We start from the raw sequence: 26,104 nt of genomic DNA on the forward strand, positions 1-26,104 counted from the left end.
AATAACCAACTTATTTGCAACAAACATCTTTGTAAATATAATTAAAATCAATTATCTACTCTTAACTTTCACTTAACGAACAAATAGACAAGTGATTCGCTTTACCACCACCTTAAAGATTGAATATGATTTTTGAGTTTGTTATCTTTCGTAGTATTGGAGCTGATGCAGGATTATTAGCCGGTATTTTTGGCGTTGGTGGCGCATTAATAGTGCCTTCTTTAATTTTTATCTTAAATTACTTTAATCTAGGTAATCCTTGAGTTCATCATATAGCTATTGCAACAGTTTAGGTTTTATTTATTTACCTGCAGCCTTAGTAATTATGCTAGCAAGTACCCCCATGGCCAAAGTGGGCGTACAAATTGCACAGAAATTATCAATTAAAAAATTAATCAGATTTTTTGGTCTATTTTTATTATTGCTCGTAATCAAGTTAATCATGTCTTAAACATTATTGGATATAAAAAAGGTCACAAAAGTGACCTTATAAATTTTGATATCAAATATCAATGACTATCTTGCCTCTTTGACCGCCATTCCTAATTGCCAAACAGCCATTGCATAATGCGTGCTATGGTTATAACGGGTGATCGTATAAAAGTTTGGTAATCCATACCAAAATTGGTAACGATCGCCCATATCAAGACGCAATAAGCTCACTTGAGTATATCCATCTAATGAACTTTGGGGTTTTAATCCAGCTTTCGTAAGTGATTTTATTGAGTACTTAGTGCTAAAACCAGTATCAAGTGATGGTGCTTGACCATCAGCCATTACTGCCACTTTTTTACCGCGTTGCCAACCATGTGACTTAAAATAGTTAGCCACACTACCAATAGCATCCACCGGATCCCATAAATCAATCTGACCATCATGGTTAAAATCAACAGCATGACGTCTAAACGCAGACGGCATAAATTGACCATATCCCATTGCACCAGCAAACGATCCACTTAAATCAAACGGATCCACACCTTCATCTCGACACATAACTAAAAAATCTTCTAACTCATTAGAGAAATATTGTGCTCGCCTTGGATAGTCAAAAGCCAATGTTGACAATGCATCAATGACTTTAGTTTTCCCCATCATCCTACCCCAGCCAGTTTCGACTCCAAGAATACCGACAATAATTTCAGGTGGCACACCATATTCATTATAAGCACGCTGTAATTCTTTTTGGTATTGGTTCCAAAAATCAACACCTCGAGGAAGATTACTTGCAGTAATAAATTTATTTTTATATCGAATCCAAGCACCATTTGGTCCCGTTGAAGGGCTAGCTTTTGGTGCTTGTTTATCCATTAAATTAATTACCCAATCAAGTTTATTGGTTTGTGCAAGCACATTACGAAGCTGTTGGCGATTAAAACCATGCTTACTAACCATTCTATCGATAAATTTTTCTTTAGCTATGGCTAACGGAGCGCTAGCGATTTTAGATTGATTGTGATCTTTTTCGAGATAGACACCGCCCACAACATTTGCATGCCCACGGTGTTCTTTCATAGGGGATGTTGAAAATCTACCATTACTACAAGCTGCAAGCAATAAAATTATATTAATAAGTATGATAATACGCTGCATACAAATCCATATCTTTAGTAATTAAAAATTGGCAACATCATAAGATATTTCTTGTTATTTAACAATATTTGGACACAGCTTACCTTCCGAAACTTGTCTAATATTGTTTAAAGTGGTATCAGAGATATTCAACAATGCTTCTTGTGTCAAAAAGGCCTGATGACCAGTAAAAATAACATTATGGCAAGAAGATAAACGGCGGAATACGTCATCTAAAATGACATCATTAGATTTGTCTTCAAAAAATAGATCACGTTCGTTTTCATAAACATCCATCCCTAAAGCACCAATTTTTGTTTGCTTTAATGCATCAATAGCCGCTGTTGCGTCAAGCAATGCTCCACGGCTGGTATTAATAATCATCACACCGTTTTTCATCTTTTGGAAAGACTCTTTATTCATTAAGTGATAATTTTCGGGTGTCATTGGACAATGTAGCGTAATCACATCTGATTTTGCATATAATTCATCTAACTCAACATATTGAGCCCCTAACTCAACCACAGTATCATTCGGATAAGGATCGTAAGCAAGGATATGCATACCAAAACCTTTCAATATACGAATAACGGCTTGACCAATTTTGCCCGTACCAATAACGCCAGCGGTACGATTGTGCATGTTAACCCCCGTTAATCCATCCAATGAAAAGTTAGCGTCACGAGTACGCTGATAGGCTTTATGTGTTCTTCTATTTAGCGTCATCATTAAAGCCACCGCATGTTCTGCTACTGCTTCTGGCGAATAAGCAGGCACACGAACCACCGCAATACCCAATTTTTCAGCCTCGGCTAAATCAACATTGTCAAATCCAGCACAGCGAAGTGCCAAAATTTTAATGCCATAGCTAGCTAATTTTTGTAGTACTTTTTTATCTACTTCATCATTAACAAATACACAAACCGCATGATATCCTTGGGCCGTAACAACTGTTTTATGACTCAGCTTATGTTCATAATATTCAATATCAAAACCAAATTTTTTATTGGCAATTTCTAAATGTTCTTTATCGTAATGCTTACTGCTAAAGACAGCAACTTTGATTGAGTTTTTCATGTTAATACACCCCTATTAATAGTATTGGTTAAATTTTTGGCTGGTTATTGGCATTAATTAATTTTTATACTAAAACACTTTTATACTGAAACACATTGTTTCCTGAAACTTTTTTACAAGATCTGACTAAAATAATGAATCTTTAGCTTCCAAAATGTTATTGCGCATAATTTTTTATGTTGAAAACATGACTATCGATAAACGATTTATATTGGCTTGTAGAATTATTTTTTAATATGTTGTGTGCTATGATAACACTTTGCTAAAAACTAACAATAAAGTTAAATAATGAATAATGCGAAAAATTCACTTTTAAAAACGATTTTTACCACTAAGATGCTAATCTGCATTTTTACTGGCTTCGCTTCTGGGCTACCCTTTTATTTATTATTACAACTATTACCAGCTTGGTTGGAAAGTGAAGGCATAAATATCAAAACGATTGGTATTTTTTCATTAACGCAAATTCCCTATATCTTGAAATTTATCTGGTCACCCTTTATGGATGGTTTTTCATTATTTAATTTAGGAAGGCGACGTGGCTGGATGCTTGGTTCTCAAATTGTGCTTATCTTTTCAATCGCAATATTGGGATTTTTTTCTCCATCGTTAGACATCTGGCTAATCGCAATTATTTCCTTTATTATTGCCCTGTTTTCAGCGACTCAGGATGTTGCACTTGATGCTTTTAGACGAGAACTGTTACTTGATCAAGAATTAGGTCTTGGTAACAGTATTCATACTAATGCTTATCGGATTGCAGGTTTAGTACCAGGTTCATTATCACTGATCTTATCAAACTCTCTACCATGGAATAGTGTTTTCATCATTACCGCACTATTTATGCTACCCGCTATCATCATGACGTTGTTAGTAAAAGAGCCTATTAGTCCAACATCAAAAAAACATGATTTTGAAGATATTATTATTAAACCATTTAGTGAATTTATTACTCGAAATGGACTTAAAACAGCCATATCGATTTTAGCATTTATATTTTTATATAAATTAGGCGATAGTATGGCTACATCCTTAGCCACTCCTTTTTATTTACAAATGGGCTATAGCCGGCCTGACATAGGTTGGATTGCTAAAAATGCATCATTATGGCCAAGTGTATTTGGTGCATTAATGGGTGGAGTTTTAATGATTAAAATAGGCATAAACCGCGCACTATGGATTTTTGGCATTATACAAGTTATTTCAATTCTAGGTTTTGCTTGGCTCTCTATAGAAGGTCCGTTCGCTACAATAGGAACTTCCCAAAAAACTTTATTAGCCACAGTGATTGGCTTTGAATCACTTGGCGTTGGTCTTGGTTCAGCCGCGTTTGTTGCGTTTATTGCTAAAACAACCAATCCACTTTATACCGCGACCCAATTTGCTTTATTTACTAGTATTGCATCTATCCCAAGAACATTAATTAATTCATCTACCGGTTTTATGGTTGAATACTTTGGCTGGACAAACTTTTTTTGGCTATGTTTTATTCTTGCCTTTCCCGGTATGCTATTATTATTAAAAGTGGCCCCATGGAATATCAAATCTTAGGAGAAAATATGGATAAGTTAACCCAAGCATTCAACTTTAGACATGCATGTAAAAAATTTGATGATACAAAAAAAATTAATAATGATGATATTGAATATATTTTGGAAGCTGGTCGACAATCTCCCTCATCATTTGGCATGGAGCCATGGCATTTTGTGGTTGTTGATAGTAGCAAAATAAAAGCAGAATTGCGTAATGTTTGCTACAACCAAGAACAAGTCACCAGCTGTTCACATTTTGTGATTGTGCTTTATCGAAAAGCGAATAATTTTACATTACAGAGCGATTATTTACGACGTACAATTGCGCGCACTTTACCCGATCCAAATAATCAAACATCTATTGATATTGCCTGCCAAGCATTTATCAATTTTTGCGAGCAAGGGCTTGCTGATGGCTTAACGATCAACCACTGGTCAGAAATGCAAGATTACATCGCTTGTGCCAATATGATGACTGCTGCGGCATTTCGCGGTATTGATTCATGTGCTATTGGTGGGTTCGACCACGATAAAGTGATAAAAATGCTAGAAAAACATATTCCACAAATTGGTGAAGAATCATTTGGGATAGGGCTTTGTTTAGCTTTTGGTTATCGAATCAATGAACCAGCAGCGCATATTCGTTGGCCACTTGCTGATTTAACGACGTATCTTACTGATAATCACTAAACAGATATAGCAACTTGCTACCTTCAATCGCCACACGCGGCGCATGAAGGTAGATAAAAAAACAGGCACAATCATTATTCAATTGATTGATAGAGCGCTTCGGCGTCAGCCGAAGCTGAGTCCATAATAAAAGCAATTCCAGATAAAATATTACCAATCTGAGGATCGCTGACATTTTGTTGTACCGAATTTAAAATCTCTTGAGCCCAATTAATTTTTGTAAGTACTGCTTCTACACTTTCTTTTGAAGGATTATTCATAGCATCTCCCCCGTTTTGTTAGGATGTCAAATAAACCGATAATCTAAAATAAATTATCTGATAATGAAAAAGAATTTAAGATTAAAGGTTTAAGAATAAGGAAAGCGCATATTTTAAACACTAAAAATAAAAAACAAAAACAAATATCGTTTTAAAAAACACAACTAATTTTAAAAGAACCGAAAAGGAACAGACAACCTAATTATTTAACGTTAATAAAGCCTATTGTCATTACCTATCGCTACAATAACCAATTTTTTTGCACGATAAAGATTGATGATGTTAGACTTATCTACCATAAATTGCGCGAGTTTTGTCTAAAGTTGCCAAAATTAAAAATAAGTAAGGATTTAAAATGAAAACCAAACATGCACGTTTATTAATACTCGGTTCTGGTCCAGCAGGTTATACCGCAGCTGTTTATGCCGCACGCGCTAACCTTTCGCCCGTGTTAATTACCGGAATGCAACAAGGTGGACAACTGACAACAACCACAGAGCTTGAAAACTGGCCAGCTGGTGCACCTGATTTAACGGGACCAGAATTAATGGTCAAAATGAAAGAACATGCCGAAAGATTTAATACTGAAATTATTTTAGATCAGATCGATCGTGTTGATTTTAGTTCTAAGCCTTATAAACTTTTTGGTAGTGAGACTGAATATAGTTGTGATGCCCTTATTATTGCAACTGGCGCATCAGCACAATACCTTGGTTTACCGTCAGAAGAAGCATTCAAAAGCAAAGGTGTATCTGCTTGTGCAACCTGTGATGGTTTTTTTTATCGTAACCAAAAAGTTGCCGTAGTGGGTGGCGGCAATACTGCGGTTGAAGAAACGCTGTATTTAGCCAATATCGCTAGCGAAGTCCATTTAATTCACCGTCGAGATAGCTTTAGAGCTGAAAAAATATTGATGGATCGCTTGGACCAAAAAATCAAGGAAGGCAAAGTTATCTTACATACGCATCGCATTATTGACGAAGTATTAGGCGATAATATGGGCGTGACTGGTGTTAGGATCCGTAGCACACAAGATCCCAATATAACCGAACAATTATCAGTTTTAGGCGTATTTATCGCAATTGGCCACAAGCCAAACACCGCCATATTTGAAGGTCAGCTTGAACTCAACGGTGGTTATATCAAAGTACAATCAGGTACGCAGGGCAACGCTACTCAAACCAGTGTCGAGGGGATTTTTGCTGCTGGTGATGTAATGGATCATATCTATCGTCAAGCAATCACATCAGCAGGTACGGGCTGTATGGCGGCTTTAGATGCTGAACACTATTTGGATAACTTAAAATAAGCAGTAAAAATCTTTATGTCATTAGATAAAAAACGCCAGACCTATCTACTTGGCTGGTTAAAACAGCATGCAAAAAGGCATAAAACTAATTTGCGAGCTTCAATTTTAACTGGCTTTATTTTAACGGTATTAATCATTATCCAAGCGGGATTACTTGCAATAATTTTGCAACGAATCATTATTGAACAACAACATTTTGTGGATATTTTACCCTTTTTTGGCGCATTAATTGTGGTACTACTCGCTCGAGCGGGTTTAATCTATCTACGCGAAAAGATCAACTTTACTATAGGCAAAAAAGTTCGACAGCAAATTCGACAGCAAGTAATTGATCAACTTGAGCTACATGGGCCTGCTTATCTAAATCAAAGTACGATCGGCGCTTGGAGCACGTTGCTCATTGAACAAGTTGATAAATTGCATGACTTTTTTGCCCGTTATCTACCCCAAATGCGCTTGGCAAGCATGGCACCGCTTTTAATCTGTATTGCAATCTTCCCATTTAACTGGGCTGCAGCTACAATTTTGCTTTGCACGGCACCTCTGATTCCTATCTTTATGATTTTAGTGGGGATGGGGGCTGCTGATATTAACCGCCGTCATTTTAAAGCACTCGCTTACTTAAGCGGTCACTTTTTAGATCGTTTAAAGGGGCTTAATACCATTCGACTATTTAACCAAGGCGAAAAACAGACCAACGAAATCGCCCGCGCGTCTGAGGATTTTCGAATCAAAACCATGCAAGTCCTAAAAGTCGCATTTTTATCTTCCGCAGTATTAGAGTTTTTTACTTCTATTTCGATCGCCATTGTCGCGGTTTATTTTGGCTTTTCGTATTTAGGCGAATTTAATTTTGGCTCATACAATGGCACCGTTACCCTATTTGCAGGTTTTTTTGCACTAATCTTAGCCCCTGAGTACTTTCAACCTTTACGCGATTTAGGCACTTACTATCATGCCAAAGCCGAAGCAGTCGCCGCGGCTGATAATATCGAAACGTTTTTAAGTAAAAAATTACCGCAAGAACCAACTAACGCTAATACGGCAAACATCAAATTGACTGAACCATTAAAAACCATTGAAGCCAATAACTTAATTGTTTTATCTAGCGAACAACAACCGATCGTTGGTCCGCTATCATTTAGCCTGCAAGCACCGTTTAAATTGGCTTTAATAGGTACAAGTGGCGAAGGTAAAACCTCGTTAACACAAGTACTACTTGGCTTTTTACCTTATCAAGGCTCACTAAAAATTAATGGTATTGAATTTACTCAATTAGATATTAATGATTGGCAACAACACGTTAGCTGGATTGGACAAAATCCTTATCTGTTAAATAGTTCTATTCGCGATAATATTTTACTCGGCAAGCAAAATGCCACTGAAAAAGAACTTGATGAAGTGATAACCAAAACCCAATTAACCGATGTCATTGCAAAATTACCACAGGGTATTGAAAACCAAGTTGGTGAAGATGCGGTACGTTTGTCCGTTGGGCAAGCACAGCGGATCGCTTTAGCAAGAGCAATGCTTAAACCTTGCCAATTACTGATTCTTGATGAACCAACTGCCAGCTTAGATAAACAAACCGTACAAAATTTGGACAAGCAACATATAGCGCCCAATAGCATCACTATTACTCATCAAACAGATGATATGCAAGATTTTACACAGATCTGGCAATTGGCTAATGGCAAACTACATTGTGATATCAAGGAGAATTTATGCTAGCCATATTGCGCCCCTATATAGCCCTTTATAAACACTATTTTTGGCAAATTTTATTTGGCTTATCGCTATCAATTCTAACGCTACTTGCTAGCGTATTTTTGCTATCTTTATCAGGATGGTTTTTAGCCTCTACCGCTTTTGTTGGCGTTGCTGGTTTATATACATTTAATTATATGTTGCCTGCGGCAGGTGTACGAGCGGCGGCCATTACTCGAACCGCTTCACGTTATATGGAGCGTTTGGTTGATCACAATACCACTTTTAAAATCTTGGCTTATTTAAGAACACTTGCTTTTCGTAAAATTTTACCACTAAGTACCCATCAATTAGCTCATTACCAACGAGCAGACTTGCTTAATCGCTTTATTGTCGATATTGATGCACTTGATCACTTATACCTAAAACTCTTTTCGCCCATTGTAACCGCATTAGTTACCATTGGCGTTTTGTTTATAGGGTTAGCAAGCATAAACTTACCCATTGCGTTAATCATTACCATTATCCTTACAACCACCTTACTTGTGGTACCTGTTATCTTTTATCAAGCCGGAAAACAGCTAGGTAAAACACTGGCTAAACAACAAAGTGAATACCGATTATTATTAATTAATTACCTGCAAGGACAAGCTGAACTTATCCTATTTAATGCACAACCACGCTATCGCGCGAAACTTGATGAGCTTGAATCAAACTGGCTCTATAATCAACAACGGCAATCGACATTAATGGCGCTATCAAGTGCATTGATCTTGCTTATTGCTGGTTTTTTAACGTTACTGGTTCTGTGGCTAATTACCCAATACACCTTATCCCCTTTAGTGGCTTTATTTGTATTTGTTAGTCTTGCAAGTGCCGAAATACTCATGCCAATTCCTGGTGCATTTATCTTTTTAGGGCAAGTACTCACTTCTGCCACACGTACAACAGCTATTTTTAACCAAATACCCGATATCCAATTTGTTGCTAAAGGCAAAGCAATAGATTTAAGTTCGGCAAAATTGCAATTTGAACAAATTAATTTCAGCTATCCCAAACAACCCTTTGCGGTGTTAACGGATTTTTCGTTGACGGTTGAACAAGGTGAACATATTGGTGTGGTTGGTAAAACAGGTTGTGGTAAATCGACCTTATTAAGTCTGGTTAATCGTACATGGGAACCTAACTCAGGTCATATCTATATCAACGGTATTGATCTTAATCAACTTGATGAAAAAACACTACGACAAACTGTCGCCATGGTGCCTCAAGTGATCACTATTTTTAGTGACACTTTAAGACAAAACTTGCTAATAGGCAATCAACAAGCTACCGAGCAACAGTTAATCGACGTATTACACCAAGTTGAACTCGACAAATTACTCACTACCGAACAAGGTTTAGATTTGCTGATTGGACAAGGTGGTCGCGCTTTATCGGGCGGTGAAATTCGCCGAATCGGCATAGCAAGGGCATTGCTGCATAATTCACCGTTAATTTTAATGGATGAACCCACAGAAAGCCTTGATCAACAAACAGAACAACAAATTATCCGATTGATCAAACAAACATGCAAAAATAAAACACTAATCATGGTTACGCATCGATTGACAGATAATCCATTGTTTGATCGAGTTATTTCGTTTTGATAAATGATGTGTATTGAGTACTATTCAAACTTTGCAAATTAGATTTATGTATTGGACTCTTTTTAAACTATTGTACACTATCTTTGACTTGCAGATATATAAAATTTATGATGATTGATTAATATTTATTTTATAAATAAGTCGATGTATTTAAACTAATACCCCTATATTGTCATTTGATCTTTTTATTTAAAAAATAATCGCTATTATATTAACATGCATAAAATAAATATGTTAAATAATAAAAATTAATTTTTATTAAGTTATTATAGGCGGAAAATTGTAAAGGTTTTCAAGTTAAACAAACTCTAAATTTTAATATTTAAGATAGAATAACTGAGGCAGAAGTATAAGTATATTTGTGGACAAAAGTAATTCAGAAAAATCAACTATTTTTGAAATATTAGATTACTTTTAAATAAATCAAATGAAAATATAACAATTGATAATTTATTTGTTCAAGTCACATATTAAAGCAATCACACTAACATTTTCAATGTTTATTTATAAACAAATAAAGTTAACGCCTTTTGGCTTCTCTACAAAATATTAGACAGCGCACACTTATATAAATTAATTATTTTAATAATAGTAGTAGTATTATGGTAATAACCAACCATTAGGAGATACCTATCAAATTAATTATAATATATTATCTATTTAGAATAAAAAAGTTTCCCAACCAATTGCTAGGTTAGGAAACATTAATGTTTATATTTTTAAAGTAGCCGTAACTAAAAATTAGTTATTAAAATATATGATGTTAAAAAATAACTTCCACTAATTGCTAGCCCATAAGGTAGCGTAACTCCACCTGCCGGCTTTTTAATGTACTTATATATTATTGCTACAATTGCAATAGGGAGTCCAATTAACGTAATTGTCACCAAGAAAAACAATACACAATTTGATGGAATGGATATCAGTAGCACTGTAATTAATTTTATATCCCCTGCACCAACTAATCGGCAATAAAACATAAATAGACCACAGATTAAAAATATGCCCGATGCGCTATAATTTAATTGACCTCGTCCGAAAATAAAATTCAAAATAATGAGGATGAATATTATGCCGACGATATAATTTGAGATCGTTCGGCGTGTTATATCAGTATAACAAGTAACTAACAAGCATCCCCAAATTACCAAAATAATAATATCATTAATTAATTCTTGGCTAATCATTATGATCATATCCTTGACCTGGAATGTAATCTTGACCATACACTCCTTTCATTGCATCAACAAGAGATGTCATATTATATCCTGGCCAATCCCTTTTTTTATTAGTACCCAAATTAAATTTATGTCCACCACCAGATCCAACACCAAAAGCTTCACCTTCGTCATTCCAATAAAAAATATGCTGTTTACCAACATCAATTTTGGTTAGATGACCTAGATAATCTCTCTCCGTTGGATTTCTGCCATACATTATATTTTTATAAGGACCACCTTTATGACCCCATGTTACTAATCTATTATGGTTAGTGATGGCAACACAACCACGAAATCTACAATAAACGGAGCTAACATGTCGTGTAATTAGAACAGGTTTAGCAATTGTCTTCCCCTTTTTTTCACCTTCTCTTTTTTGATTCTCGTGCTCTATTTCTTCTGGCGTCAATTCTTTATCATCATCGTCGTCGTCGTCGTCATCATTATTATCATCTTCATCGTCATCGTCATCGTCCTCATCTATGTCATCATCATCATCATCATCATCATATGGACCGGCAACACCTAAACGACTAGCTTTTCCCATACCGTAAACCCTACCGGATGAGGTTAAAAAAACAGTAAATGCATTTCCACCGGTAATATGTACAATATCTTTACCATCAATACCATCTAAATTTTTAATCTGCTTTGGAATAGGAGTTTTAACATGGGCTTTGTGATTTACTTCACCAAATGAATCTCGTTCTTCATCCCCCCAAGCAAAAACTGTCCCAGCATCATTGATGGCATAACCACTATCATAACCAGCACCGATTTTCACTACAGGTCGATTGTCAAAATAACCAGAGGGGATCTTTGTAAGCGCAACCTTTGAAGCATGACCACCATGAATACCTGTTCCTGATTCACCATCATGACCATCTCCCCAAAAATACACTTCCCCCGATCTTGTTAAAGCATAAGAAATACGTTTACCACAACTGATCTGAATAATATCTTGATTTTCCAAAACTAAAACAGGGAGACTTGGATAATGACCGTGACCTGTATATTTACCGCCCGAAGCTTCTTTGTGGATATCTCTTCCCCAACCCCAGACATCTCCTCGATCATCTAGCGCAATAATATGATATGTTCCACCGGCTACCTGTGTAATAGAAAGTCCTTTTTCAACAAAGTACTCTATTCTGGCAGGTGGCTCTTTACGAGAAACCTTTTTATCACCATTACCTTGTAATCCCTTATTCCTATAACCCCAAACCCAAAGATCACCATTTTCTATGGTTAAGCCTGTTCTCGATAAGTTAGTTAGGGTGTGTGGATTTATTTCCGCTTTAGTTGTAAATATTATTGCATCTGTACGCGTGTTTGCTAACAATGGAAAACATATACAAGTTATAAATAATATCAGGACTTTTAACGTTTTCATTTTTTATAACTCCTATTTTTCATTGCTTAATCTGCTCTTTTTTAATAACAAAATTGCCCGTTTCAACTTCAATGATTCTATTTATTGCGTCATACAATGTCTTGTAATCGCTAGCCTCATGTAAGAATTGCTTGTGACCATTCATGCACTTAGTAAACCACTTTCCGAACGCACGTTCATATTCAGAGTCTGTTTTCAAATATCCAGCGTTAGGATCTAATTTTATATAGTAAATAGCTGCATTTTTAGCCGCTTGATCAATATAACCATTCTCTTGGTTTTGCTCAGATTTCAAACCTTCTCTTATACTCTGACAAACGTTATTATCTAAAAATTCATCTCTCAGAACATCTGCCCCAGCGTCATCTTTACCATCAGTTATAATAATCATAACTTTATTATTAATAGTATTACCTCGAGCCATCACTGGTACAGTCCTTAACAAAGCTGTCATGGTATCAGTTCCTCCTCCTGGTTGCCAATCCGCACTTTTAATAGAATTAAGAAGTTTAATATTGTGCTCACTATCATCACTGAAAGGAATTAAATGAGGTGACAATTTAAATTTGCTAATATGTTTTGACGCTTCTTCAAGCCTTTTAGAATTTGGCATATTGATCACTTTTTCACTCATAATCTCATTGCTGTATAAAGGCGACTGACACATCCCCTGAAATGGTGAAAAATCAGTAATAGCAGGTGATATAGGACGGTTAAACGTTATCGTATTAACATTCATACCACTAAATAATGTGTCAATAGTGCCTTTTACATCAACTGTTTTAGTATTAGCAAACGAATAATGCACATCAGGATAGTCATTAGAGAACATATAATCATATAGTTGAACTACTTTACCGTATTGACTCTCAATAGTGTTTTTATTTTCTTGATTTAATGGATAATCAGTATTATTTTCACCACAAGCATATCGAGTAGACCCCATATTAACTCGTTCAATATTATGTCGTTTACGACATAATCCGCCATCAACTAATGACTCATTATCATTCAAACCTTTTGCCGGTCCAATTATTTTTGAATAATAAAGGTAATTATAATAGTCTAGATAGTAATAAACCGTATTTTTAAAATCAGCAAAATAATCATAGGTTACATAATTAGAAATTAGATCATTTTTCTTCAACTTATTCCATTTTGGATATGCAATATTTTTATTTGCCCAAAAATTGTAATCAACTGAATCGAAAGGAGATTTCATTTTATACATAAGAGAACATGCATAACTTCCCCCTCCAGCAGGATTTTGACTTTTTTCTTTATTATTCACTTCGTTAGGGTCAAAGGGCACTGGGACACCAATGTCATAAGGGACTAAAGCAAAATTGAATTGAGGCTCCTTTTTATAATTATCAATAATGTCTACTATTGCTTTTTTCATATAGTCAAGTCGCTTACGGTCGTTATTTAACCCTTGAGAGTAATTATTACAAGACGAATCAGAGTATTGACATGTAGCCGAACCTGAAAAGTCGCTAATAAAAGCAATACCAACAGAATCAGGAGTATAGTACTTTCTGGTATTACCATAAGTTTCTTCATTATTTGTTATAACTGTATTTTGATTTAATGCCACAAATCCACCATCACTATCCAGTAAAGATGCAAATTCTTGTACATACCTAACATAATATTCTTTTTTATCTTTATCATAGGTTATAGTGGCCCTAGAAAGTCCTATTAAATCCTCACGCGTTTGATTCATAAAATAATTAATATAGTTCAATGCTATTTTGATATTTTTTTCAAGTGCTTTTTGATCTCGAATTTTATTATTTATGGCTACAACAGCTAACGAGGCCTCATTAGTCGCTTCCGATATCCGAGCCCGAGTGCGCATGTTTTGTGTTTGATCAATTGAAAAATACATACAAATAAACATTGCAGGAAACATAATCGCAAAACTTATAATAATATTTCCAGCTGTACACTGTAAAAAAGATTTTTTGTAATTTTTCCGTTTTAGTTTGTTATTATTATTCATAAAATCCTCTCAAAAGAGTGTTGATTAACGATGATAAATAGGGCAAGCTGTATTAACATTCGTAATATCATTACAACGAGATATTACTACAGTATTACTACATAAATTTGGGAAAGTATCAGTTGCTTTTCTATTAGAGTTAATCCATTTTAAATAAAGACTTTCTTCATTAACAATACACATACTAACTCGATATATAGGGATCCATCGTCCATCTAATCCAGTTGTTGTATCGATAAATCTTGGAGCATATGGGGCAAGATCTGAATAACTAGCAATTGCAGAATTTGTTAAATTCTCGGTGATACTAGGCAGTGAATCAAAATAGCTTCTGATTCCCGTATTATTACAAATACCAGAAGAACATGATTCAGAACTTAAAGCTACTAACTTAGCATGATTTAAACTTTTTGGATGCTCAACATTTTGTAAAATAAATAAAGCATCTACTTTTATAACAACTTCACTATCTAATAATGAAGTTGCCAATTTTTCTAATTCTTGCACTTGAGCATCATCAAATAATTCATAAGATTTATGGCAAGAACTAGGGTTTGAATGACATAAACTTATTTTGTGATTATTTGTGCCATCTATAACAGGGTAGAAAGCCGATCTTTCGCGAAAAATTGAAGCTACAGCATAATTTGCTCGCTCCAATTTATTTTGTAGCATGATGGTACTGTACACATCATAGATAATAAACACTAATGCTGAAAACAAACAGAAAGATGCTGCAAACTCAATTGACATCATACCGTCTTTATTGCGGAAAAAATTACCAAAATATTTCATTGTTACTCTATTCCTTTAATTATCATAAAACTCACGGTAAATAACAGTTTTCTTTGTTAAAGAAGAATTTAAAATACGACTAAACGGCCCTGAAAACATGGCATAGTAGTCATACTGTAAATTAAATAATAACAAACGTGTATCTGCATTAAGCGTATTTTGACAAGTTTTATTAATTACATCTTGTATTGTTTGACAATATGCTACGGTTACATGAAAATCATCTGGATTAGTCAGATAGGGCCATAGTGGTACTTCAGAGATGACTAATTGTTGCATTTGCTTAGTATAATTTCCATTTTCAGAAATTGCCGTTTTTCTTGTTATTTCTGTTGACATTAAATCTAAGGCAGAACCAATAAACATAATTCGGCTTAATTCAAGTACAAATACAAATAGCACAATTAAATAAGGAAAAACAATTGCAAACTCAATAGAAACATTTGCATTGTTTTTCCTAAAAAATAATTTCCAACATTTCAACATAATTTTTGCTCAGCCCTATTAGATATTAAGTGTTAATCTTTTTTTCTCTTTAATAATGTAAAAGACGATTTTGAATTATTTTGATTGTTTTGTTTATTTCCAATAATCGCTGAAGATATCTCTTTTATTTCACTACTATTGTAGGATTCTTTAAATTTATCCATCTTTGGAATAAATTTACGTCTAAAATCAATACTTCGATCTAAAAACTCTTCTATATCTTCATCTCGTAAATCATTTCTTTTATCAAAAGGAAGATTGTCATTTAAACAAACTAAAAAACGCTTATTTAATAGATCGGAGTTTTGCGTATTAATACGCGATATTTCATCAAGCATTTTTTTAGCAATTTTAATTGAGTAGGGATCTCGATTTATTACGATAAACACAATATTTGAAAAATTAATGATCTCTTCTAAATGTTTAAATGAAGACGCTAATCCCATATTTTGCTCAATAAAAGTAATGTTAAATTGTCCTGAGCTAAGATTGTCATATTGCCAAGCTCTATCTTCAATTTTTACTTGTAAAGAATCTTTAACATTAATTATTGAACCATCTTGAGGTATTGGTATTTCAAATAAGAAGTCGGCATTTGGGCTTGTAGTTGCACCTTGAATATAAAGAAGAGGATAATTAGTTAAGCCGCTAATATTTTTTATTGTATGAACCACTAATGATGATGTACCAATTCCTCCTTTAGTGGCTAAAAATGTAACAATGCTCCCCACTCTTTGTGAACCTTGTGCGGTTAAACTCCTTGTATGCAAAATAGTAGGGATTTTTTCTAATTGGCTATTTTCTAATAAAAAATGAATTCCTTTTTTTGATAAAGATTCAGAAAATACGATTGAATCATGGCTGCCCAAAAGTATTGTAGTTGCTTTAATTGGAAGAAACTTATTAATGCTTTCTGATAATAGTGCAGCATTATCTTCATCTTTGATATCTAAAAAAATCACATCATACTTATTGAAAATTGGATCTTCTTTCAATTCAGATAATTCTAATGAGATGATATCTATACTTAATATATTGTAAAGGAATAACAAAGAACGAACTTTTTCAATCAGTTCACTTCGTTTACTTAAAATAGCGACTTGAAAATTCGATATTTGTCCAGCTACAAATTCTTGTGACGAGTCTTTCGATACTTCTGTATCTTTTTTATTACCAAATAATTGCATAAAAATTCCTAATAATCTTTTATTCAATAAAGCCCATATCGTTAATAAATTTTTCACTTTCGTTAGAAATTGGTACTGTTTTGCGACGTTGTTTATTCATATTATTTTTAATATTGAAGAAACTATTAATCACATCAGTACGTTCCAAAATTGGTAACTCGACATTATCAAAACTGCTATTCGCTGTCACTAAATTAACTGTTGCAAATACTACCATTTCTGTCTTTCCTCGCTCTGTCTGCGCACTACGAGCTAATGCCCCTAAAATAGGAATATCACTAATAAAAGGAAGGCGAGATAATGTTTCGCTGTCTTGTTCGTTAATTAATCCTGCAATAACAAAACTATCTCCGTCGGATAAGTCAATAGTCGAACTAGTTTTTCTAGTTGTCAAAGTTGGGATATTATAGTTATTAAAAGCATATGAACCAGCAATTGAACTTACTTCATTATCAAGGAATAATCTAATACGCTTATCATTATTCACTTTAGTGCTGATGTTTAATTTTATACCGTATTCTTTATAGGTAACATTTGCTTCTCCATCTTTATTCTTAGTCACAATGGGAATCTCACCACCGACTAAAAATGATGCATTCTCGCCAGATAGTACAGATAAGTTAGGTTGTGCTAACACTTTAGCTAAACGATCATTTTTTAATGCACGAATCATTGTGGTAATATCATGGATACGAAATCCTTTTTTTAGACCTAATACTGTAAATTCCCCAACAGTATTCATATCGGATCCATTTTCTATCATACTATCCAAAGTTAAACTTTGCCATTCAATACCCAACGAATCAGTAAATTGCTTACTAACTTCAACAAAAGTCAGTTTGACATTAACTTGATACTCTTCTATCACTCTAATGTTATCAATGATATTGTTATAAATATAATAATCTTGAAATGTAAGCTCCGCGCTTCCTGCATCCCCCTTTGCAGTAGTGCGTATTCGCTCTGCACCTTGCCCGACAAGTGAACCTACGACCGCCATAATTTTACCTTTTGTCGTAGTATCTGGAGTGGTGCCATTTAGTACATATACAAATCTTCCATTCGGATCACCATTATCATAACGATCGACTGTTACACTACTATTGGGAAAATTTTGAGCCAATCTATGTGTAATCTGAGATAAAAGCGGATCCACATTAATGGTGTCATTAACGATAATATTATTTGCATCATCATAAACAAGCAAGCTGGCTCTACCATTTGATTTACCATATATAATCAAAGACTTACCATCAATAACCTCATAATTTGCTACAGAATCTTGACTAATGAACACTGTACCTACATTCTCTGGTAAAACAATGGTTTTACTTTGCCCAACTTGTAAATTATGAATATTAGCAAACGCCAGTGAAGAAAAGCCAATAGAGAATAAACAAGCAAGGGGTCTTATCATATGTATAATTGATTTAATTTTTATAAACATTCTTAGTTACCTTTTAGTAAATTAATCCGTTTTTTCTCTGAAAAAATATCATTATCAGATAATGGCCAGTTTTTTTCTCTATCACTTAATAAGCGTAATCCATCTTCAACATTTTTTTTGTAAGTACTTGGGTATATCATAATTGTAGAATTTGTCATTAATGTTCTTAATAATTTAATTTCTTGATTCGAAAGCTCTAATTGAATTTGACCAACATTGTCTTTTTGAAACTTAGAGTTTATTTCACCTGCTTGAGTAATATAGAGGATTTTCTTTCCAACAATAATTGGTTTGATGCGATTTTTAACAAAATCAGCGCTAGGTGAAACTAACTTATTCTCTTTACGTGAGTTAGCCGTTTCATCAGCATAAAATATATAAAGATCAACAAGATCACCACTTTTTAGATTTGTTGTTAAATAATAATCAGTAGGATCTAATTTGAATGGAAACATATAATTTCCTTCTTTTAGCGCTAACATGCTGTAATCAGGCGAATCAGGCGAAGCAATAAAACGCCGTTCAATAAAAGTATCTTTCGCAATATTGTTCTTAACCACATAAGAGTCAAGTTCTTTTGCATCAGTTATATATTCTTTAGTTTTGTCACTACTGTCATCAACATCAATTTCTATTGATTTAAAATAGTAATGATCCTTAGTTAAAATTGTATTTTTATTAATCGCATTTTTTGCTACAGCAATTGTCATCGTTTCTGTTTTTTTAGGTTCTACTTTCACCTCAACAGGTTGAACCGCTGGCTCAGCAACCTGTTTTGGTGATGATTTTGTAAGTAATAACGCCAGTCCCACAACTAACATTAATATATATAAAATAATTAATTTTTTACCTTTCATGCAAACTCCATATAATTTTATATCTATTGTTTTTTTCGTTGCAATTATTTATTTTTTAAATAAAAATCGAAAACAAAACAGTGGGCATCCCCTTTAGAATTAGGACCTGCATAAAAATCTTTCACTATTGAGTCTTGTTTAGTTTTTATTTTTAGATTTAATGTTTTCTCGCTAGTTAAGGTTCCTGTGACGTAGGAAAAATCTCTATTACTACGGGAGATTTGATTAATAACATAATTTATTCCCTTAGCAGGTAAGGTTACATCATAAATTGTTAATTTAAATTCAGTGGGAGAAATTTTCTCAATTACGTATTGATTTTTACTCAATTGATTTGTAGTTTCAAAAGTAATACGACTAAATTTTTTATGCTCTCCAGAACGAACTGCTAAAATTTTTTCTTCAATCGTTGTTTTACTTATTTTATTATTGTTTTTAGAAACAGCAGTATTGGTGACTGCCCCTGAGCTTGTTACAGATAGAGTAGTTTGTTTTGGCTCTGTGCTTGGTTCTAGTTTAGCCATATTTGATAATTTTGTACCAACGTCTAATTTATTTCCTTTTTCTGGTTTAATGTTTTTTACTTTAGACACTTGCTGTGATATTGTATTTTCAAGGGTATATTGCTTTTGATTCTCGCTCTGTGCTGGTATACTCTCATTAAATTTTATGGCATCAACAGGTTCAATCTGTCTTAATTCTTGAATTAGGATGTCTGGATCATTAGATAATCTATGCCCTATACAAAAAGACTTAGCTAGTTGCATTTTATTTAATTTAACTAATGTATAAAGTAAGTTATGAAGAATAGTTTGGTCACGATATCCTTTAGTATATAAGATATTTAGATGCTTATAAGCTTCGTTGTATTCTTTATTCAAAATTGATAGCATTGCTAAATTATTAGTGACTTTATTCTCATCATAGAAGTTTTCTCTGGCTAGATTAAACGAATAGCGCGCAGCATCATATTGTCGTTTTTTAAGCAAAACTATACCTTTTACGTTATATGCTTCACCATTTTTTTGATTGATTGCAATTGCCTTATTTAAATATTCTAATGCTATATCATTATGACCAAGCCTAGATTCAACATGACCATATAAAACCAAAATACTATCATTTTTAGTTTCCCTTAAAACAGGTTTTAAAACTCTTTTTACTGCATCAAAATCATTAGAAAGATAGTAGATCTGAGCAAGTTTATGCCTTGTATCTTCACTGTCTGTGCGTTGTAAGCGTTGCTTATAAATCTCAATTAAACCACCATAGTTCTTCGTGGTTTCATGTATATAAATTTTTTGTTGCTCATCTAAATCGTATCTTAAAGTACTATTTTGACACCCAGTAGCAAAAAACAAAATTGAGCATACAACAATAATTTTTGGTTTCATTAACCTTTTTGGCTTACAGCATATTGAAAAATAGTTCATTATCTTTTATCCCTTCAACTTACCTAATGTTGACATAATATTCATGATAACAGGTCCCACGACGATGATTAGTACAGGTAATAGGAAAAATATCATCATCGGTATAGTCATTTTGGCCGCAAGAGCAGCAATTTTTTCTTCTATTGTTAATTTTTGCATTTCTCGAATTTCAGTTGATAAATCTAATAAAGCATCATAAATTGAGTTGCCATAACTAATACTTCTTTTTAATGTAATACAAAACATTCTGATTTCCTTACATGGTACATCTCGTTGAATTAATTCAACAGCGGATTCAATACCATTGACATCCATCATTAAACAGGCTCTTTCTAAGATTACTGACACATCTTTATTGATCACTTTTACTCTTATGCTTAAATACTTAAAACTATTTTCGATTGTCATACCCGATTTAATCATAATCGCCATCATATCAATGATTAATGGTAAATCCTGTGAAATTCTCTTGATCCGTTTTATTGTTTGTCTTCTTACAACCCAATCTGGCAAGAAAATAACCATAATAATAATTATAAGCAAAAAAATCAGTAGAATATTTGAATTAACTACAATAAACGAAAAGATTTGATTAACAAGATAAAAGAATGAAAATACGACAATAACGGCATACAACTTCCAGCTATTTTTTTCTTGAAAACGACGTATAAATTCTAGGCTAATACTGTTTTTAGCAATAATCTTTTCAAAAGCAAGATTTTTTTCGTTCAGATTCTTCTTAAACACTTTCTTTTCATTATTTTCATCATAGAAGATTGAGCTAATTTTTTCTTTTCTTTGATAAAAACAATATAAATTACGCAACTCTCTACAACCAAAGTAGATTAAAATAATTGAAAATAATATATACAGTAAACTATTCATAATTTAAATAATCTTATTAATCATACCTTTGATAATAAGGTAACCAATAACTACGCTACCTACGACATAGTACAAAAGATAGTTACCAACTGTTGTATCAACCAAGTTCTCATAGTGCGTAGGTGAGATTAATTTAAGCATTAACAAGAAGCCAAAAGGCATACAACCCAGAATTGTCATCGTCATTCTTAATTCTGCTGTTTTACCATCTCTAGTTTTAGTTAGAATACGATTGTTTGTGAGCATCTTTGTTAATCGACTAAGAATCTCTTTTAATTCTCCACCACTATCAATATTAACCATTACCGTTAAAATAAAAAAATAATACTCTGGAAAAGGAAGGCGTAGATAAGAGTTTAACAAGACACTTTCAATGTTTTCACCGATTTCTATTCTGCTATCAACCTCTTTCATTGTTTTACCAACAATGCCGTCAACAGTATTTCCGCATTCTTTAAAGCTTGTTGTTATTGCATTACCAGATGAGACTGCACCCGTAATAATATTTAATACTTCGGGAAACGTTTCGTAAAATTCTTTTGTTAGTTTCTTTTTTTTAATAAAGAGTATTATAACAATTGTAACGACAGCACTAAGCGGAATTGCAATATAATTATCAAAATTGATGTACTGTTGATTGAATATTATACCTGCAACAATACCTATAAAAACATAAACGAGCAATCGCACTTTAGATTGCCCCATTATTAGGAGATTATAATAAGATTTGATCGTAATTATAAAATTAGAGCTAATTTGATCACCAAAAGATTGTTTTTTTTGGGTAAGTTGGTCTTCAACCAAACTAGTTAGTGATACCTTTTTAACTTCGACATTATAAAAAATCTGCAAACGCTCTTTACGACGAAGTAATACCAAAATATTTACGAGAGCAACAAATATAAGTACAACTGAAAGGATTAAAATCATGCTTTAATTCCCACTGCATTTAACATTAGTTTTTCCAATACCTCAGACATTTCATAATATTGAGCACTTTCATAAAGAGCTGACCGTTTTACTAGTCCATTACAGATGAATTCACCTTGAATCTTGCTCCCCTCTTTTTTCTCATCATTAATTTTAAATTTAAACACATCATGGGTAACAATATTGTCGGTCTCTATTCCAAGAACTTCAGTGATACTCATTACTTTACGTTGTCCATCGGGAAGGCGAGAAACTTGAATAATAAAATTAATGGAAGAACTAATATAACGTTTAATTGCCGAAATAGGTAATTCAGACTGAGCCATAATAATCATGCTTTCTAGACGGGATAACGCATCTTTAGCAGTATTGGCATGTAATGTTGACATTGAACCACTGTGCCCAGTATTCATGGCCTGAAGCATCTCAAACGCCTCTTCACCACGGCATTCGCCTAAGATAATCCGATCAGGTCTCATTCGCAATGCGTTAACCAATAGATCGCGCATGGTAATTTTTCCTCGACCATCATCGCCTCCTACTTTCGTCTCCATTCTAACCACATGATCCTGCTGGAGTTTTAATTCTGCGGCATCTTCAAGTGTAATAGTACGTTCATGTTCACCAATGAATCCAGACAAAGCATTAAGCATTGTTGTTTTTCCTGAACCTGTTCCCCCCGAAACAATAATATTCATTCGACAACGTGCAGCAATAACTAAAAAATTTGCCATGTTTTCATCTAACGAGCCAGAATGAATTAAATCATGAAATGTTCTACGACCTGTACCAAATTTACGAATGGACATTGAGACACCATCAATGGCAATCGGTGGAATAACAACGTTAAGACGGCTACCATCAGGCATGCGGGAGTCGACTAAAGGGTGTGCCTCATCTAAATTTTTACCAACTTTATTAACTAAACGTCTTGCAATATCAAGTAACTGGCGATCACTAATAAAAAACTTATCCGTTTTACTAAGAATACCGCCTCGTTCAACATAAATGCTATAAGGTCCATTTATTAAAATATCATTGACTGTTTCATCTTTCATCAAAGAATCAATTGGACCATAACCGACAATTTCATCACAAATCATACTTGCCAATACATTTAACTCGTCTGCGGAAATATAGGCAGCTCCAGAACTATTGATTTCTCTGATTGCAGTTTGGACTTCACGTAGGATTTGGTTGGGTTCATTTTTTAATTGTTCAATTAAATCAAGATTAAGGACCTGAAATACTAATTCGCGTACTTTACCCCACTCACTAGAAAATTTAAATTCTTTATTATCCATGCTGGTTATTTCATACTCTACTATCTAAAGGCAGTTAAAAGCTGCTAGTTGCTTTCTGCTTCTAACAGCTTTCACCTTAGAAAATAACGGTAAAACGTTATTTTCAAACTACAAATGCTAAGGAATTACGTAACTATCGAACATCATAAGAAACATTTTCATAGATACAACCTTCGCTATTTAAGAGTTATTTACCGCCAATACCGCCAACGATAGCTCCAACTTTATTTTTTAATGATTCAAATATAGTTTTAAGCATAGTTTCAACTGGACCGCCTGAAGCGAAAACAGCCATAACTACTACTGCAACACCCGCTGCAACAATCGCGTATTCGATCGCAGTTACACCTTCTTCAGTTTTAGCGAATTTACCTAAAAAAGTTCTTACTTTAGTATTGATTACTGATAAGTTCATCATAATTTTCTCCTTTAAAATTTCTTACATTTCTTACAATTTTTTTAAAAATAATTTACTTTCTTATCTGAAAGTTTACGCAGTATAAATTATTATCGAATTACAGTCAATTACTAACCATATAAATTTTAATTTATTATAATGACCTATATTGTTAAAAACAAACTTTATAATAAAAAAAATAACATTAACGCATTGTTAAATATAAATTTTAAAAAAAAATAAACAAATGAGAGATTATTTTTTTTTTAGTTTGATTGACTAATTTTTAATCTAATTTTCAGTATTTAACAAATCTTAACGAATTCTTAATTATGTAAGATATGTACGGTTAAATCTTACCATTTAACCATTTTTATATTGAATATCTGGATTGTGATATAATTTATGGCTATACCATCTGATTTTGCCCAATTGGTAAATTTATGATATTGCATTCCATCTTTGAATTTTTTCAACCTTTTTGGTGAAAACGGATACATTAGCTCAATGTTTTTCTTGACAAAAAACTTCCTGTCAAACATTAACTCCACCGTTCTTTTTGAAATATATGCTATAATGGAGCCTTATGTTTCATAAATTAATAAAAGAGAGATTATTTTGCAGCAGTCGTTACAAGATTTTATTATTGATAAGATTGATGATCTAAAAGGCAAAGACATTGTTACCCTTGATGTCCGCGGTAAATCAAGCATTACCGATTATATGATTATTTGTACGGGTACTTCAAACCGTCATGTTTCGTCTATTGCGGGGCATTTGCTTGATGAAGCTAAAAAACAGGGCCATTTGGTGTTAGGTAGCGAAGGGCAAAGTGATGCGGATTGGGTCGTGGTTGATATGGATTCAGTGATTGTGCATATCATGCAAGAAGAAAGCCGTCAGCTTTACGAACTTGAGAAGCTTTGGAGTTAATGGCGTGAAGATACAGCTTATAGCTGTTGGCAATAAAATGCCAAACTGGGTTACGACTGCTTTTGATGATTATCAGTCACGGTTTCCTAAAGATATGCCTTTAGAACTAGTTGAAATCCCCGCAGGTAAGCGCACTAAAAATGCTGATATTGCCCGAATTTTAGATAAAGAGGGCGAATTGATGTTAAATGCTTGCGGTAAAAGCAATCGCATTGTGACACTTGATATACCGGGTAAACCATACACAACGCATAATTTAGCTGAGCAGTTAGAACGCTGGAAAGTAGACGGACGTGATGTGAGTTTATTAATCGGCGGGCCTGAAGGTTTATCTGCTGCTTGCAAAGCGGCAGCACAGCAGAGTTGGTCGCTGTCGCCACTTACGCTTCCCCATCCTTTAGTACGAGTCATTGTGGCTGAAAGTCTTTACCGTGCATGGAGTTTAACCACTAATCATCCTTATCATCGTGAATAATTAAGGTAATAAAATGAGCGCCATTATTTTAGATTTGCAAATTGCTACAGAAGATACCCTAAATTTACCAACCGAAGCGCAAATTTTGCAGTGGTTAAATGTTATTCTACCTCAATTTATGGATAATGCCGAACTCACTATCCGTATTGTTGATGAACAAGAAAGCCAGCAATTAAATAATACCTATCGTCATAAAGATAAACCCACCAATGTTTTATCTTTCCCCTTTGAATCACCCATTGAGATTGATGTTCCTTTATTGGGCGATCTCATTATTTGTAAACAAGTTGTCGCAGCCGAAGCCAAACAACAACATAAATCATTAACTTCGCACTGGGCACATATGATTGTGCATGGGTGTTTGCATCTATTAGGCTATGATCATATCCTTGACGACGAGGCCGAAGAAATGGAAAATATTGAAATTGAGATTATGCAGCAATTGGGATTTGAAGATCCTTATCAGCCCATTAATGAATAAAATATACCATTAACCGTTTAGTTAAATGTCAATTTAGCTAACTAAACAAGCATATAAAATAAGTTATATTAAAAACAAAGCAA

General features: G+C 33.7%; 25 protein-coding genes. 9 read left to right on the forward strand and 16 right to left on the reverse strand.

Annotation, left to right across the window (positions count from 1 at the left end; all coding sequences use genetic code 11):
• Positions 1–125 precede the first annotated feature (125 nt).
• Complete coding sequence (locus A9G23_RS11430; protein ID WP_176700199.1) at positions 126–263, forward strand: hypothetical protein; 138 nt, start codon at positions 126–128, stop codon at positions 261–263.
• A 253-nt stretch (positions 264–516) separates the two neighbouring features.
• Here A9G23_RS11430 and mltB read toward each other — a convergent pair whose 3' ends face one another.
• The gene (mltB, locus tag A9G23_RS01585) at positions 517–1,590 is read right to left on the reverse strand and encodes a lytic murein transglycosylase B (RefSeq protein ID WP_065585954.1); all 1,074 of its coding nucleotides are present in this window, start codon (positions 1,588–1,590) and stop codon (positions 517–519) included.
• Between the two features lie 54 nt (positions 1,591–1,644).
• Positions 1,645–2,634, reverse strand: a complete 990-nt coding sequence (locus A9G23_RS01590) for a 2-hydroxyacid dehydrogenase (protein ID WP_065586029.1) — start codon at positions 2,632–2,634, stop codon at positions 1,645–1,647.
• Between the two features lie 300 nt (positions 2,635–2,934).
• Here A9G23_RS01590 and A9G23_RS01595 point away from each other — a divergent pair, with 300 nt between their 5' ends.
• Together A9G23_RS01595 and A9G23_RS01600 are read left to right on the forward strand one after the other, a co-directional pair.
• On the forward strand, positions 2,935–4,197 hold the full coding sequence (locus A9G23_RS01595) for an AmpG family muropeptide MFS transporter (protein WP_065585955.1): 1,263 nt from the start codon (positions 2,935–2,937) through the stop codon (positions 4,195–4,197).
• An 8-nt stretch (positions 4,198–4,205) separates the two neighbouring features.
• Positions 4,206–4,868: an NAD(P)H-dependent oxidoreductase gene (locus A9G23_RS01600; protein WP_065586030.1), complete on the forward strand. Its 663-nt coding sequence runs from the start codon at positions 4,206–4,208 to the stop codon at positions 4,866–4,868.
• Between the two features lie 74 nt (positions 4,869–4,942).
• On the opposite strand, the gene A9G23_RS01605 is transcribed toward A9G23_RS01600, so the two are convergent.
• Positions 4,943–5,128, reverse strand: a complete 186-nt coding sequence (locus A9G23_RS01605; RefSeq protein WP_065585956.1) for a hypothetical protein — start codon at positions 5,126–5,128, stop codon at positions 4,943–4,945.
• A 355-nt stretch (positions 5,129–5,483) separates the two neighbouring features.
• Here A9G23_RS01605 and trxB point away from each other — a divergent pair, with 355 nt between their 5' ends.
• From trxB to cydC, 3 genes are read left to right on the forward strand one after another with little or no spacing between them, the layout of a single operon-like run.
• Positions 5,484–6,437: a thioredoxin-disulfide reductase gene (gene trxB, locus A9G23_RS01610; RefSeq protein ID WP_065585957.1), complete on the forward strand. Its 954-nt coding sequence runs from the start codon at positions 5,484–5,486 to the stop codon at positions 6,435–6,437.
• 15 nt (positions 6,438–6,452) lie between these two features.
• Complete coding sequence (gene cydD, locus A9G23_RS01615; protein WP_065585958.1) at positions 6,453–8,168, forward strand: heme ABC transporter permease/ATP-binding protein CydD; 1,716 nt, start codon at positions 6,453–6,455, stop codon at positions 8,166–8,168.
• The gene (gene cydC / locus A9G23_RS01620) at positions 8,162–9,793 is read left to right on the forward strand and encodes a heme ABC transporter ATP-binding protein/permease CydC (protein WP_065585959.1); all 1,632 of its coding nucleotides are present in this window, start codon (positions 8,162–8,164) and stop codon (positions 9,791–9,793) included. The genes cydD and cydC overlap by 7 nt, the downstream gene beginning before the upstream one ends.
• Before the next feature lie 734 nt (positions 9,794–10,527).
• On the opposite strand, the gene A9G23_RS01625 is transcribed toward cydC, so the two are convergent.
• From A9G23_RS01625 to A9G23_RS01685, 13 genes are all read right to left on the reverse strand, one after another.
• On the reverse strand, positions 10,528–10,980 hold the full coding sequence (locus A9G23_RS01625) for an A24 family peptidase (RefSeq protein WP_176700229.1): 453 nt from the start codon (positions 10,978–10,980) through the stop codon (positions 10,528–10,530).
• Positions 10,973–12,355 carry an RCC1 domain-containing protein gene (locus A9G23_RS01630; protein ID WP_176700228.1) on the reverse strand — a complete coding sequence of 461 codons (1,383 nt, stop codon included), beginning with the start codon at positions 12,353–12,355 and terminating at the stop codon, positions 10,973–10,975. The genes A9G23_RS01625 and A9G23_RS01630 overlap by 8 nt, the downstream gene beginning before the upstream one ends.
• 70 nt (positions 12,356–12,425) lie before the next feature.
• Positions 12,426–14,411 (reverse strand): TadE/TadG family type IV pilus assembly protein, encoded by a 1,986-nt coding sequence (locus A9G23_RS01635; RefSeq protein WP_065585961.1) that lies wholly within the window; start codon positions 14,409–14,411, stop codon positions 12,426–12,428.
• 24 nt (positions 14,412–14,435) lie between these two features.
• Positions 14,436–15,206 (reverse strand): tight adherence pilus pseudopilin TadF, encoded by a 771-nt coding sequence (gene tadF, locus A9G23_RS01640; protein WP_065585962.1) that lies wholly within the window; start codon positions 15,204–15,206, stop codon positions 14,436–14,438.
• A gap of 15 nt (positions 15,207–15,221) precedes the next feature.
• Complete coding sequence (locus A9G23_RS01645; RefSeq protein ID WP_065585963.1) at positions 15,222–15,692, reverse strand: TadE/TadG family type IV pilus assembly protein; 471 nt, start codon at positions 15,690–15,692, stop codon at positions 15,222–15,224.
• A 32-nt stretch (positions 15,693–15,724) separates the two neighbouring features.
• Positions 15,725–16,879 (reverse strand): hypothetical protein, encoded by a 1,155-nt coding sequence (locus tag A9G23_RS01650; protein WP_075508419.1) that lies wholly within the window; start codon positions 16,877–16,879, stop codon positions 15,725–15,727.
• Positions 16,880–16,898: 19 nt separating this feature from the next.
• A complete protein-coding gene (locus tag A9G23_RS01655; RefSeq protein ID WP_065585965.1) occupies positions 16,899–18,326 on the reverse strand; it encodes a type II and III secretion system protein family protein in 1,428 nt (475 codons plus the stop codon).
• 2 nt (positions 18,327–18,328) lie between these two features.
• Complete coding sequence (locus tag A9G23_RS01660) at positions 18,329–19,183, reverse strand: hypothetical protein (RefSeq protein ID WP_065585966.1); 855 nt, start codon at positions 19,181–19,183, stop codon at positions 18,329–18,331.
• A 44-nt stretch (positions 19,184–19,227) separates the two neighbouring features.
• Positions 19,228–20,577: a tetratricopeptide repeat protein gene (locus tag A9G23_RS01665; protein WP_065585967.1), complete on the reverse strand. Its 1,350-nt coding sequence runs from the start codon at positions 20,575–20,577 to the stop codon at positions 19,228–19,230.
• A gap of 45 nt (positions 20,578–20,622) precedes the next feature.
• The gene (locus A9G23_RS01670) at positions 20,623–21,363 is read right to left on the reverse strand and encodes a type II secretion system F family protein (RefSeq protein WP_176700254.1); all 741 of its coding nucleotides are present in this window, start codon (positions 21,361–21,363) and stop codon (positions 20,623–20,625) included.
• A gap of 141 nt (positions 21,364–21,504) precedes the next feature.
• Positions 21,505–22,431 (reverse strand): type II secretion system F family protein, encoded by a 927-nt coding sequence (locus tag A9G23_RS01675; RefSeq protein ID WP_065585969.1) that lies wholly within the window; start codon positions 22,429–22,431, stop codon positions 21,505–21,507.
• Positions 22,428–23,735, reverse strand: coding sequence for a CpaF family protein (locus A9G23_RS01680; RefSeq protein WP_065585970.1), 1,308 nt, complete (start codon positions 23,733–23,735; stop codon positions 22,428–22,430). The genes A9G23_RS01675 and A9G23_RS01680 overlap by 4 nt, the downstream gene beginning before the upstream one ends.
• Positions 23,736–23,922: 187 nt before the next feature.
• Entirely contained in the window at positions 23,923–24,153 is a 231-nt protein-coding gene (locus A9G23_RS01685; RefSeq protein WP_218059462.1) for a Flp family type IVb pilin, read from the reverse strand.
• 594 nt (positions 24,154–24,747) lie between these two features.
• On the opposite strand from A9G23_RS01685, the gene rsfS reads away from it, so the two are divergent.
• Genes rsfS through ybeY form a run of 3 tightly spaced genes read left to right on the forward strand, consistent with a single transcriptional unit; the run spans position 24,748 to position 26,021 of the window.
• Entirely contained in the window at positions 24,748–25,065 is a 318-nt protein-coding gene (gene rsfS, locus A9G23_RS01695) for a ribosome silencing factor (RefSeq protein ID WP_065585972.1), read from the forward strand.
• Between the two features lie 4 nt (positions 25,066–25,069).
• The gene (gene rlmH, locus A9G23_RS01700; protein ID WP_065585973.1) at positions 25,070–25,540 is read left to right on the forward strand and encodes a 23S rRNA (pseudouridine(1915)-N(3))-methyltransferase RlmH; all 471 of its coding nucleotides are present in this window, start codon (positions 25,070–25,072) and stop codon (positions 25,538–25,540) included.
• Between the two features lie 13 nt (positions 25,541–25,553).
• The gene (gene ybeY / locus A9G23_RS01705) at positions 25,554–26,021 is read left to right on the forward strand and encodes an rRNA maturation RNase YbeY (RefSeq protein ID WP_065585974.1); all 468 of its coding nucleotides are present in this window, start codon (positions 25,554–25,556) and stop codon (positions 26,019–26,021) included.
• Positions 26,022–26,104: the final 83 nt, after the last annotated feature.

This window comes from Gilliamella sp. App4-10, assembly GCF_001690495.1.
GTDB classification, from domain to species: domain Bacteria; phylum Pseudomonadota; class Gammaproteobacteria; order Enterobacterales; family Orbaceae; genus Gilliamella; species Gilliamella apicola_G.